The organism is Pseudonocardia sp. T1-2H, from assembly GCF_038039215.1.
Classification (GTDB): Bacteria; Actinomycetota; Actinomycetes; order Mycobacteriales; family Pseudonocardiaceae; genus Pseudonocardia.
Map to the genome: position 1 here is coordinate 2,829,291 of NZ_JBBPCL010000001.1, position 12,854 is coordinate 2,842,144.

The following is a 12,854-nucleotide window of genomic DNA, read 5'->3' on the forward strand; positions in this document are numbered from 1 at the left end:
TATCGCGTCCGTCGACCGCCGAGAGCATAGGCTTCCGCCCGTGTCCAAGCTCGGCGTCGCCGTGAAGCGCATCCTGGTCGGTCGCCCGCAGCGGAGCGACCGGCTGCAGAGCACGCTGCTGTCCAAGCGCATCGCGCTGCCCGTGTTCGCCTCCGACGCGATGTCCTCCGTGGCGTACGCGCCCGAGGAGATCTTCCTGACCCTGTCCGTCGCGGGCGTGGCCGCGTACTCGCTGTCCCCGTGGATCGGCCTCGCGGTCGTGGTCGTGCTGCTCACGGTGGTCACGAGCTACCGGCAGAACGTGCACGCCTACCCGTCGGGCGGCGGGGACTACGAGGTCGCGACGGTCAACCTGGGCCGACGTGCGGGGCTCACGGTCGCGAGCGCCCTGCTGGTCGACTACACGCTGACCGTCGCGGTGTCGATCTCGGCGGCCGCGGCCAACATCGGCGCGCTCGTCCCGTTCGTCGCCACGCACAAGGTGGGGTTCGCGGTGGTCGCGATCGCCCTGCTCACCACGGTGAACCTGCGCGGGATCCGGGAGTCCGGGACGGCGTTCGCGATCCCCGTCTACGCGTTCATGATCGGTATCGGCACGATGATCCTCTGGGGGCTCACCCGGATCCTGCTGCTCGGCCAGGACGTGCACACCGCCAGCACGGACCTGCACCTCGTCGCGGAAGGGGACGCGTTCACCGGCATGGCGCTGGTGCTGCTCGTCCTGCGGGCGTTCACCCAGGGCGCGGCGGCGCTGACGGGCGTCGAGGCGATCAGCAACGGCGTCCCGGCCTTCCGCAAGCCCAAGTCCAAGAACGCGGCGACGACGTTGCTGCTGCTCGGCACGATCTCGGTCGCCATGTTCATGGGCCTGATCGCCCTGGCCCAGCTCACCGGCGTCAAGATCGCGGAGGACCCGGCGCGGCAGTTCCCCGACGCGCCCCCGGGCTACGTGCAGCAGACGATGGTCGCGCAGCTGGCCGACGCCGTGTTCCAAGGTTTCCGGCCAGGGTTCTTCTTCGTCGTGATCATGACGGCGCTGATCCTGGTGCTCGCGGCCAACACGGCGTTCAACGGCTTCCCGGTGCTCGGCTCGATCCTCTCGCAGGACCGGTTCCTGCCCCGGCAGCTGCACACCCGCGGGGACCGCCTGGCGTTCTCCAACGGCATCCTGATCCTCGCCGCGCTGGCCATCGTGCTGGTGATCGGCTTCCAGGCGGAGGTCACCCGGCTCATCCCGCTCTACACGGTCGGGGTCTTCGTGTCGTTCACCCTGAGCCAGACGGGCATGGTGCGGCACTGGAAACGCCTGCTCGCCGACGAGACGGACCCCGCCGCGCGGCGGCGGATGCGCCGCTCGCAGACCATCAACGGGTTCGGCGCGATCATGACCGGGACCGTGCTGGTCACCGTGCTGATCACGAAGTTCCTCCTCGGCGCGTGGATCGCGATCGCCGCGATGGCCGGGTTCTACGTGCTGATGGTGGCCATCCAGAAGCACTACGACCGGGTGTCGGCGGAGCTGCAGGCGGGGGAGTCGGACGCGGTCCTGCCGTCCCGCAACCACGGCGTCGTGCTCGTCTCCACCCTGCACAAGCCCACGCTGCGGGCGCTCGCCTACGCCCGTGCGGCCCGGCCGGACGTCCTCGAGGCGGTCACGGTCAACGTCGACGACGCGGACACCAAGAGGCTCTTCCGGGACTGGGAGAAGCGGAAGATCCCGGTGGCGCTGAAGGTGATCGAGTCCCCGTACCGGGAGATCACCAAGCCGGTCCTGGACTACGTGAAGCGGATCCGCACCGACAACCCGCGCGACGTCGTCACCGTCTACATCCCGGAGTACGTCGTCGGCCACTGGTGGGAGCAGTTGCTGCACAACCAGAGCGCCCTGCGGCTGAAGAGCAGGCTGCTCTTCCAGCCCGGGGTGATGGTCACGAGCGTGCCCTGGCAGCTCGACTCCTCGCAGCGCTCCCACGTGCTGAGCCCGCACTACGCGCCCGGGGCCTCCCGGCGCGGGTACCCGTCGATGCAGCAGCTGCCGGGGGAGTCGGGCTCGCCCGCCGAGCCCGTGCCGGCCGCTGTCCGCGCGGGAAAACCCCGGAAGGACGACCGTGTCTCCTGAAGCCGCCGTGACGAGGACCCCGGCCCCGGACTGGACCGACCGCGTCCTGGAGCTCGAGATCGGGCCGATCGCGCACGGCGGGCACTGCGTCGCGCGCACGGACCCGGACGACGAGGGCGGCCGCGGCCGGGTCGTGTTCGTCCGGCACGCGCTGCCGGGGGAGCGGGTGCGCGCCGTCGTCACCGAGGACCAGGGCGGCGGGTTCTGCCGCGCGGACGCGATCGCCGTGCTGGAGCCGTCGCCGGACCGCGTCGCCGCGCCCTGCCCGTGGGCCCGCGCGGGCGGCTGCGGAGGCTGCGACCTGCAGCACGTCGAGCCCGGCGCGCAGCGCAGGCTGAAGACGGCGGTGCTGCACGAACAGCTCCGGCGGCTCGCGGGCCTCTCCTCGGACGTCGTCGTCGAGGAACTGCCCGGCGGCTCGCTCGGCTGGCGGCACCGGCTGCGGCTCGCGGTGGACGACGAGGGCGCGCCCGGGCTGCGGGCGCACCGCAGCCACGAGGTCGTCCCGATCTCGGACTGCCTGCTCGCCCCGGAGGGCCTGCTCGACGGCGTCCTCGGCGCCCCCTACCCGCCCGGGGACGAGGTCGACGTCGCCCTGGACGCGGACGGGGTGCGGCACGTCGGCGTCGTCTCCACGGCCGGGTACAACGGCGGTTCGGTGCAGCGGGCGGCGGGCCGGGAGTGGGAGCTCTCGCCCGGTGCGTTCTGGCAGGTCCACCCCGCGCTGGCGGACACGCTCGTCGACGTCGTGCGCGAGTGGGCCGCCGCGCCGGCCGGGGGCACCGCGTGGGACCTCTACGGCGGGGTCGGGCTCTTCGCCGCGGTGCTCGCCGAGCAGGTCGGGCCGGACGGGCGGGTGAGCGTCGTCGAGTCGTCGCGCCGGGCCGTCGAGGACGGGCGGAGCGCGCTGCGGGATCTGCGGCAGATCACGTGGCGGGCGGGACGGGCGGAGGCGCTGGTCACCGCGCTGCCGGACCCGGACGTCGTGGTCGCGGACCCGCCGCGGAAGGGCCTGGGCAGGGCGATGGTCGACGAGATCTGCTCGCGCTCGCCGAAGCGCGTCGTGCACGTCGCGTGCGACCCGGCGGCGCTGGCCCGGGACGTCGGCCTCTTCGCGGAGCGGGGCTACGCGCTCACCGCGCTGCGCGCCTTCGACGCCTTCCCGATGACGCACCACTTCGAGTGCGTTGCGCTCCTCGAGCCTGTGCGCGAATAACGTTGTTCCCGCGAAGTCTTCCGCGCACGACCTCGACGGAGGAGGACACATGACCGGACTCGCCGACCACGTGGCCGACTGGAAGCCCGAGCCGCTCGAGGAGACGGACATCGTCGGGGCCTGGCCCTCCGGTGCGTTCGCGGCGCTGCTCGACCAGCCCACCCCGATCGACGAGCGGGACGCGCCGTTGCCGCTCGGCTGGCACCGCTTCCACTTCCTGGAGGCGCCGGCGACGGCGGAGCTGGGCGAGGACGGGCACGTGCGCGAGGGCCGATTCCTCCCGCCGATCCCGAACCGCCGCCGGATGTTCGCGGGCGGCCGGCTCATGGTGCACTCGCCGATCCGCGTCGGTGACGAGATCGTGCGGCGCAGCGAGGTCACATCCGTCGAGCCGAAGTCCGGGCGCAGCGGCGAGATGCTGTTCGTGACACTGCGCCAGGAGTTCCGGCGGGACGGGCTGCTGCTCCTCGTCGAGGAGGAGGACGCGGTCTACCGGCAGCAGGAGCCCGGCACGCCGCGCGCCACCCCGCAGGCCCCGGCGCCCTCCGAGCTGCCGGACGCGGCGCCGTGGCGGGCGATGCTACATCCCGACGAGGCGATGCTGCTGCGGTTCAGCGCGCTCACCTACAACGCGCACCGCATCCACTACGACCTGCCGTACGCCCGCGAGGTCGAGGGCTTCCCGGGCCTGCTCGTGCACGGTCCGCTGCTCGCGCTGCTGCTCCTGGAGCTGCCGCGGAGGTTCGCGCCGGACCGCCAGGTGACCGAGTTCTCCTACCGCCTGCGGTCCCCGTCGTTCGCGGGTGCCCCGATCGTCGCCGACGGCACCCCGACGGACACCGGCGTCGATCTCGCCGCCGGGGTCCCGGGAGCCGCCCCGGCCATCACCGGCACGGCCACCTTCGCCTGACCCCCCCGCGAGTCGCGCTCCAGGACCGCGCGAGTCGCGCTCTGAACGCCCGCGAGTCGCGCTCTGAACCCCCGCGAGTCGGGGTTCGGGGCCGGGCGAGTCGCGGTCTGCGACCGGCGAGTCGGGCCTGGGGCCCACGAGCCGCGATCGGGTGGATCGTGCGATTCGGGGCCCGGGTCGAGCTCAGGACAGCCGGTTCCACTGCGGAGAGTTCGGGTGCGGGCGAACCGCATCCCTCGAGCAGGGCGTCCGGCCGGCGCCGATTTCGTGTCGCCGACCATCCGCGGTCACGATCCCGGGAGCGAGAGTGGCACCTGGCGTCTGTCCTGGTCCCGAGATCGTGATCACGAGGCGCTTCGCTGATCGCGTGCGGGTGCGAGCACTCCCGGACTTGGATCCCGACTCGCCCGGCCTTGGATCGCGACTCGCCCGGGCTCAGATCGCGACTCGCTCGGCCTTGGATCCCGACTCGCCCGGGCTCCGATCCCGACTCGCGGGGTTCTGGGGCGCGACTCGTGGGGTGTCATGCCGCGACCCGCGGGATGATCATGGCTAGCCGACGGGGCGCGGGGTCGCGCTACCGGCCCCGGGCTCGGGCTCGCCGGGGTGGTTCGCCACCATGGAGGGGTGACAGGTTCGGTTCCCCCAGCGCAGTCGCCCGCCGCCCCCGCCCCGGCCTCGCCCGCCGCCCCCGAGGCCCCGGCGAAGTCCTACGCGGGATGGTCCATCCCGCAGCGGATCGCCGACGAGATCGGGGTGCGCACCAACCAGGTCGTCGCCGCCGTCGACCTGCTCGACGGCGGTTCCACCGTCCCCTTCATCGCCCGTTACCGGAAGGAGGCGACCGAGGAGCTCGACGACGCGCAGCTGCGTACCCTCGAGGAGCGCCTCCGCTACCTCCGCGAGCTGGAGGAGCGCCGTACCGCCGTCCTCGACGAGATCCGCAAGCAGGGCAAGCTCGACGAGGTCCTGGAGGCGCGGATCCTCGCCGCCGAGTCCAAGGCCCGCCTCGAGGACATCTACCTGCCGTTCAAGCCGAAGCGCCGCACCAAGGCGATGGTGGCCCGCGAGAACGGCCTCGAGCCGCTCGCGGACGCGCTGTTCGGGGACCCGACGCTGGACCCGCAGACCACCGCGGCGGACTACCTGAACGACAACGTGGCGGACGCCGCCGCAGCCCTCGAGGGTGCCCGGTCGATCCTGGTCGAGCGGTTCTCCGAGGAGGCCGATCTCATCGGCGGCCTGCGCGAGCGCATGTGGTCCAAGGGCGTGCTCGTCTCCAAGGTCCGCGAGGGCAAGGAGACCGAGGGCGCCAAGTTCTCGGACTACTTCGACTTCTCCGAGCCCTTCACCAAGCTGCCCAGCCACCGGATCCTCGCGGTGTTCCGCGGGGAGAAGGAGGAGATCCTCGACGTCGCGCTGGAGCCGGACTCCCAGCCGGTCGAGCCCGGCCGGCGCTCGGACTACGAGACCCTGATCGCCGCGCACGTCGGGATCTCGGACCAGGGCCGCGCGGCGGACAAGTGGCTGAACGACGTCGTCCGCTGGACCTGGCGCACCCGCATCCTGCTGCACCTGGGCATCGACATCCGGGTCCGGCTGCGCACCGCCGCGGAGGAGGGCGCCATCGGCGTCTTCGCCTCCAACCTCCGGGACCTGCTGCTCGCCGCGCCGGCCGGCACCCGCACGACCATGGGCTTGGACCCGGGCCTGCGGACCGGCGTCAAGGTCGCGGTCGTCGACGGCACCGGCAAGGTGCTGGCCAAGGAGACGGTCTACCCGCACGAGCCCCGCAAGGACTGGAAGGGTGCCCTCGCGACGCTGTCGAAGCTCGCCGCGGCCCACCAGGTCGAGCTGATCGCGATCGGCAACGGCACGGCGTCCCGTGAGACGGACGCGCTGGCCGGTGAGCTCGTCGCGCAGAACCCCGCGCTGAAGATGACCAAGGTGATGGTCAGCGAGGCCGGGGCGTCGGTCTACTCGGCGTCCGCGTACGCGTCGGCCAGCTTCCCGGACCTGGACGTCTCCATCCGCGGCGCCGTCTCCATCGCGCGCCGGCTGCAGGACCCGCTGGCCGAGCTGGTCAAGATCGATCCGAAGTCCATCGGCGTCGGGCAGTACCAGCACGACCTTCCCGAGTCGTCGCTCTCGCGCTCGCTCGACGCCGTCGTCGAGGACTGTGTGAACGCCGTCGGCGTGGACCTGAACAGTGCGTCCGCCCCGCTGCTGCGCCGGGTGTCCGGGATCAGCGAGTCGCTGGCCGCCGGGATCGTGGCGCACCGCGACGCGAACGGCCCGTTCCGCACCCGCACCGCCCTGGCCGACGTGCCCCGGCTCGGCCCGAAGGCGTTCGAGCAGTGCGCGGGCTTCCTGCGGATCCGGGGCGGCGACGAGCCGCTGGACGTCTCGGGCGTGCACCCGGAGTCCTACCCGGTGGTCCGGAAGATGGTCGCCGCCGCGAAGGTCCAGGGGATCGGCGAGCTGATCGGCAACGCGCCGAAGCTCAAGACCCTGCAGCCGAAGCGGTTCGTCGACGACCAGATCGGTCTGATCACCGTCACGGACATCCTCGCCGAGCTGGAGAAGCCCGGCCGGGACCCCCGTCCCGCGTTCCGCACCGCGACCTTCGCCGAGGGCGTGCACAAGATCGCGGACCTGCGGCCGGGGATGCTGCTGGAGGGCGTGGTCACCAATGTCGCCGCCTTCGGCGCGTTCGTCGACGTCGGGGTGCACCAGGACGGGCTCGTGCACGTCTCGGCGATGTCGAAGGACTTCGTCTCGGACCCGCGCGAGGTCGTGAAGTCGGGCGACGTGGTCCGGGTCAAGGTCATGGAGGTCGACGAGGCCCGCAAGCGGATCTCGCTGACCCTGCGCCTCGACGACGAGCCGGGCGCAGGCAAGGGCAAGCGGCCTGCCAGAGGAGACGGCGCGCAGGGACAGGGTCAGGCCGGCCGCCGGGACGAGCGCGGCGGAGACCGCCGGGGCGGGCCCCGCGGCGGCAAGCCGAGCGGCGGCGGCAAGCCCGGCGGGAAGCAGGATGACCGGCGCGGGAGCGGGCAGCGTCAGGACAAGCCGGCCCCGCTGAGCAACGCGATGGCGGACGCACTGAAGCGGGCCGGCTTCAAGTAAGGCGCCTCCGGCCGCTCGTGCGCGGAGATCGTCGCCAGGGCGACGATCTCCGCGCACAGGCGCGGCGGTGCACACGGTCAGGCGTTGCCAGGGCGACGATTTCCGCGCACAGGTGCGTCAGCGCACGAGGCGGGCGGCGAGCGTGTCGAGGTCGGCCGGTGCGGTGCCGTGCGCCAGCAAGTGGCCGCGGATCCCGCCCTCGTGGCGCTCGAACTCGTCGAGGGCCGCCGCCAGCACCCGGGCGTCGACGCCGAACAGGGCGTCGCTGTTCGAGGGCAGGTGCGCACCCGCGGCGGTGAGCCGGGCCCAGAGGCGCTCGAGGTTGTCGTTGGTGCGCAGGTAGTCCGCCATGACGTCGTCGCGGCGAACCCCCGCCGCCCGCAGCAGCACGGCCACGACGATCCCGGTGCGGTCCTTGCCCGCGGCGCAGTGGACGAGCACGGGGCCACTCGCCGAGGCGACGATCCGCACGATCCGGGCCAGCTCGGCCGTCGCCTCCAGGACGATGAGCCGGTAGGCCCACGCGAGGTCCCGCTCGGCGGCCGGCGTTGCGGCGACCCGCTCCGGGTGCAGGGACTCGCCGAGCGCGACGTGGTGCACGTCCGCCACCGCGGCGAGCGGGTGCACGGCCACGTCGATCTCCTTGGCGGAGCGCAGGTCGATCACGGTCGACGGGTGCGGCGCTGGGAACTCCGCGTCCCCGATCTGCGGGGCGTCGCTCCGGAGCAGGACCCCGGACCGGACGACACGACCGTCGTCGGTGCGCAGCCCTCCGACGTCGCGCAGGTTGGCGAGGGTCCGCAGAGTGGCGGGCAGCAGCGAGGCGGTCACCTCTCCGAGGTTGCAAGACGGAGCGGAACACGGAGCGAAATGGTGAGCGGACACACGACGGGAACACTCGTGGGTAACCTCGCGTTGAAACCAACGTGACGAGCGGTACCACCGCCCGGCGCGATCTCCCGTGGCCCTTCATGTGACAATGGGCGGGTCGGCTGTCAGCGATGACGTCAGCCGAGAGCCCCCATGGTCCATTCACGGCACCTTGCCGCCAGGGCCCGCGGGCTTCCCCGCGGGTGCGTCGTTCCGACATGGGCGAACGGCCACCCCGCTGCGACAAGGACTTGAGTGAGCACTCTGCTTGACCTGCCAGAAATCGACGACACCGTGATCGACGACGTCGACCTCGATGCCGAGATGACCGACGACGCGGCCGACGAGGCCGACACGAACGACGAGGCCGCCGAAGCCTCCGGTCCCACCTTCGGGGACCTCAACCTCGAGCCGAAGCTGCTGCGCGTGCTCGACGAACTGGGCTACGAGCGGCCCAGCCCCATCCAGGCCGAGGCCATCCCCTCGCTGCTGGACGGGCGTGACCTGATCGGTCAGGCCGCCACGGGCACCGGCAAGACGGCGGCCTTCGCGCTGCCCATGCTGCAGCGCCTGCACGACCGCCCCGGCACGGGGGAACGCATTCCCTTCGGCCTGATCCTGGCGCCGACCCGTGAGCTGGCCATGCAGGTCAGCGAGGCTGTGCGCAGCTACGGCGCCGGCATCGGCGCTCGCGTGCTCGCCGTCTACGGCGGCGCCCCGATCGGCCCGCAGCTGGGCTCGCTCAAGCGTGGCGTCGACGTCGTCGTCGCCACCCCGGGGCGCGCGATCGACCTGATCAACCGCGGTGCCCTGACGCTCGACGGCATCGAGGTCGTCGTCCTCGACGAGGCCGACGAGATGCTGGACATGGGCTTCGTCGAGGACATCGAGACGATCCTGCAGGCCACGCCGGACACCCGGCAGGCGGTGCTGTTCTCGGCCACCATGCCGCGGCGCATCGAGCTGCTGGCCCGTGAGCACCTGACCAACCCGGTCATGGTGCGGATCGCCCGCGAGGTGGTGCCGGAGGGCGAGGCGCCGCGTGTGCGGCAGACCGCCTACATGGTCCCGCGCTCGCACACCACCGCCGCACTCGGCCGGATCCTGGAGCTCGAGCGGCCCACCGCCGCCATCGTGTTCTGCCGGACCCGCGCGGACGTCGACGCCGTCACCGAGACCCTCACCGGTCGCGGGCTGCGCGCCGAGGCCCTGCACGGCGGCATGGACCAGGAGCACCGGACACGGGTCGTCGAACGGCTGCGCAACGGCCGTACGGACCTGCTGGTCGCGACGGACGTCGCGGCCCGCGGCCTGGACATCGAGCAGCTCAGCCACGTCGTCAACCACGACGTGCCGAAGTCGCCCGAGGCCTACGTGCACCGCATCGGCCGGGTAGGCCGCGCGGGGCGCGAGGGTGTCGCCGTCACGCTGGTCCCGCCGGCGTCGGTCCGCCACCTGCGCAACATCGAGCGCCTGATCGGCAAGTCGGTCCCGGTCGCCCCGGTGCCGACGGTGAAGGACCTCAACGCCGCTCGCCTCGAGCGCACCCGCACCGAGCTGCGCGAGCAGCTCGTCGCGGACCTGCGTTCGGACGACGACGACGCGGACGGCGTGCTCGCGATGGTGCAGTCGCTGGGCAATGAGTTCGACGCCACGGCGGTCGCCGCCGCGGCCGTCCGGCTCGCCCGGGCCGGCAGCGCCGCACCCGAGGACGAGATCGACATCCCCGTCGTCTCCGCGCCTCGCGAGGGTGGCCGCGGCAGCCGGGACCCGCGTGGTCCCCGTGGCGGTGACGGTGTCCGCGGCCAGGGCACCCGCCCGCCGAAGGCCGGCACCACGCGGCTGTTCGTCTCCGCGGGCCGCGCCGCCGGCGTCCGCCCGCAGGACATCGTCGGCGCGCTGGCGAACGAGTCCCGGCTCTCCGGCCGGGACATCGGCGCCATCACGATCCACGAGCGGCACGCGCTGGTCGAGGTTCCGGAGCACGCCGCGGACGACGTGCTGCGCTCGCTGCGCGGCGCGACGACGCTGAAGGGCCGCAAGGCCAATGTGCGCCGTGACCGGGGCTTCGCCCCGGCCCGCGAGCACTGAGGAGTTCCACGCGAAAGGCCCCGTCCCGGGATCCCGGGGCGGGGCCTTTCGCCGTCGAATCCCGCCTTGTGGCTCCACAACGCGACGACAGGGCGCCCAGCACCGCGTTGTGGCTCCACGACGCGGGATGAACGCGCGTCAGTGGATCTCTACGGCGTCGCCCACCTGAAGGTCGTCGTACCAGGCAGCCGCGTCGTCGTGGGCCAGGTGGACGCAGCCTGCGGACGGGTTCTTCGGGTTGCCCTCGTGGAAGGCGATCCCGCCGTCGGCGAAGAACACGGCGTACGGCATCGGCGCGTCGTCGTACTCCTTGCTCTTGTGGTTCTCGTCCTTCCACTGGACCGAGAAGTCCCCGGTCGGCGTCTCCTTGCCCTGGCCGCCGTGGCTGATCCCCACGGGACCGCGGGTGACCTGCCCGTCGTGGATCAGCCAGGCCCGGTTCGTCGCCAGGTCCACGCAGGCACGGGCGTCGGAGGTGCACGGCGTGCCCTCGGTCATGGTCGGCCCGTCGTCGTCGGCGAACGCGGTCCCCGTGAGCACCGTGCCGGTGATCGCGGCGGCGAGGACGCCCGCCGCGGCGGCCCGGCGCCGCCTCCCCACGGATCGTCCGGTGTGCTGATCCGCGTCGCGCCAGGAGTGCCGTGCCATCGAAACCGTCGGTTCCTTCCGTCGTCCCCGGGACGGCACCGCGGCTCGCGCGTGCGCGCGCGTACCCACCGTCCCCGATCCCGAAACGATCCGCCGCGAACGGGGTGACGGCTCGTGGCAAAACCGTTCCGGTAGGTGTCCGGATGCGTCCTTCAGGCCGCCCGGCACCGGTGTCCGGGTCGTCCCCGACGGGCGGTCCCGTGATGATCGCGGCCAGCGGTTGTCCCGGGGGCCTCACGCAGGTAGGCAGGACCGACGTCGAGTGCTCGAGGGGGAGCGAATGGTCCAGCGTGAGTCGGCACAGCCGCCCGCGGAGGGGGCGACCGCGGTCGTCGCCGAAGCGGTGCGGAAGGCACGCTGGCGGCTGCTGCCGCTGCTGGCGTTCTGCTACCTCCTGAACTACGTCGACCGGGTCAACGTCGGGTTCGCCGCGGTGACCATGCGCCCGGACCTGGGCATGTCCGCCACCGCCTACGGCCTGGGAGCCGGCCTGTTCTTCATCGGCTACTTCCTCTTCGAGGTGCCGAGCAACGTGATCATGCACCGGGTCGGCGCCCGCGTCTGGATCGCCCGGATCATGATCAGTTGGGGGATCATCGCGTCGGCGACGGCCTTCATCCAGGGCGAGATCAGCTTCTACGTCGTGCGGTTCCTGCTCGGGTTCGCGGAGGCGGGGTTCTTCCCCGGCATCCTGCTGTACCTGACGTACTGGTTCCCGCGCGTGCAGCGGGCCCGGGTCGTCGCGCTGACGTTCCTGGCCGTACCGCTGGCCTCGGTGTTCGGCGGCCCGCTCTCCGGCCTGCTGATCGACCACGGGGCGGGCCTGCTGGGCTTCGACGCCGGCTGGCGGTTCATGTTCTTCGTCGAGGGGCTGCCCGCGGTGATCCTCGGCATCGTGGTGCTGTTCGTGCTGCCCAGCCGGCCCCGCGACGCCCGGTGGCTCTCCCGTGAGGAGCGGGAGGCGCTGGAGAACGCGATCGAGGCGGAGGACGAGGAGCAGATCCCGCACGGGCTCGGCGTGCGCGGCGCGCTCAAGGACGGCCGGGTGATCGCGCTGTCCGTCGTCTACTTCGGCATCGTCTTCGGCCTCTACGTGCTGGCCTTCTTCCTGCCCCAGGTGATCGCCGACCTGAAGGGCACCCTGTCGACCACGCAGATCGGCCTGGTGACGGCGATCCCGTACGCGGTCGCGGCGGTGGTGATGGTGCTCGTCGCGCGGCACTCGGACCGCACCGGCGAGCGGACGTTCCACGTGGCCGTCCCCGCCCTGATCGGCGCGGTCGGCGTCGCCGTCGCGCTCTACCTGGACTCGCCGTACCTCGTGATCGCCGCCGTCACGGTCTGCGCGTGCGGGGTGTTCGCCGCGATCCCGGTGATCTGGCAGATCCCGAACGCGTTCCTGGCCGGCGCCGGGGCGGCCGCGGGGATCGCGATGATCAACTCGTTCGGCAACCTGAGCGGCTTCGTCGGCCCCTACCTGACGGGCTGGCTGTCCGACGTGACCGGCAGCTTCCGGCCGGGGATGTGGGTGGTCGCAGGGTTCATGACGCTTTCCGCGGTGATCGTGATCGGCCTCGCGCGCAGCGGCCGGGCGAGGGCGGACGGGCTGCCGGAGGTGTCCCGGCAGATCCGCTGAGGCCGCCGTCGGGCAGACTCCGGGGGTGGGCACCAAGCGTCGGCCGTCGGGTCAGAAGCGGGCGGCGAAGGTCGCCGCCCGCAAGCGGAAGCTGGCCGACCGGGCCCCCGAAGCGGCCCCCCGCGGCATCGAGACCTATCCGGGGCCCGACACCTACGACGACGGCACCGCCGGTCTCGCGGAGATGCGGCTGACGCTGGCGCAGGTCCGGGCGGCCCGGGAAGCGGCCCGGCGG

The 12,854-nt window shown here is 72.6% G+C and carries 8 protein-coding genes; 6 read left to right on the forward strand and 2 right to left on the reverse strand.

The features are described from left to right. Positions 1-40 precede the first annotated feature (40 nt). The 4 genes from WBK50_RS14110 to WBK50_RS14125 all read left to right on the forward strand — a co-directional run bounded on the left by WBK50_RS14110 (position 41) and on the right by WBK50_RS14125 (position 7,374). Positions 41-2,119, forward strand: coding sequence for an APC family permease (locus tag WBK50_RS14110; RefSeq protein WP_341336052.1), 2,079 nt, complete (start codon positions 41-43; stop codon positions 2,117-2,119). Beyond that, entirely contained in the window at positions 2,109-3,335 is a 1,227-nt protein-coding gene (locus tag WBK50_RS14115) for a class I SAM-dependent RNA methyltransferase (RefSeq protein WP_341336053.1), read from the forward strand. The genes WBK50_RS14110 and WBK50_RS14115 overlap by 11 nt, the downstream gene beginning before the upstream one ends. A gap of 49 nt (positions 3,336-3,384) precedes the next feature. Next, positions 3,385-4,245 carry an FAS1-like dehydratase domain-containing protein gene (locus tag WBK50_RS14120; protein WP_341336054.1) on the forward strand — a complete coding sequence of 287 codons (861 nt, stop codon included), beginning with the start codon at positions 3,385-3,387 and terminating at the stop codon, positions 4,243-4,245. A 726-nt stretch (positions 4,246-4,971) separates the two neighbouring features. After that, entirely contained in the window at positions 4,972-7,374 is a 2,403-nt protein-coding gene (locus tag WBK50_RS14125; RefSeq protein ID WP_341339384.1) for a Tex family protein, read from the forward strand. A gap of 117 nt (positions 7,375-7,491) precedes the next feature. Here WBK50_RS14125 and WBK50_RS14130 read toward each other — a convergent pair whose 3' ends face one another. Further along, the gene (locus WBK50_RS14130; RefSeq protein WP_341336055.1) at positions 7,492-8,205 is read right to left on the reverse strand and encodes a tyrosine-protein phosphatase; all 714 of its coding nucleotides are present in this window, start codon (positions 8,203-8,205) and stop codon (positions 7,492-7,494) included. 363 nt (positions 8,206-8,568) lie between these two features. Here WBK50_RS14130 and WBK50_RS14135 point away from each other — a divergent pair, with 363 nt between their 5' ends. Beyond that, complete coding sequence (locus WBK50_RS14135; protein WP_445942357.1) at positions 8,569-10,335, forward strand: DEAD/DEAH box helicase; 1,767 nt, start codon at positions 8,569-8,571, stop codon at positions 10,333-10,335. Between the two features lie 138 nt (positions 10,336-10,473). Here the strand turns inward: WBK50_RS14135 and WBK50_RS14140 are convergent, their stop codons facing one another. Beyond that, positions 10,474-10,983, reverse strand: a complete 510-nt coding sequence (locus WBK50_RS14140; protein WP_341336057.1) for a L,D-transpeptidase — start codon at positions 10,981-10,983, stop codon at positions 10,474-10,476. A 280-nt stretch (positions 10,984-11,263) separates the two neighbouring features. Here WBK50_RS14140 and WBK50_RS14145 point away from each other — a divergent pair, with 280 nt between their 5' ends. Continuing rightward, on the forward strand, positions 11,264-12,619 hold the full coding sequence (locus WBK50_RS14145; RefSeq protein ID WP_341336058.1) for an MFS transporter: 1,356 nt from the start codon (positions 11,264-11,266) through the stop codon (positions 12,617-12,619). The last annotated feature ends 235 nt before the right edge of the window (positions 12,620-12,854 follow it).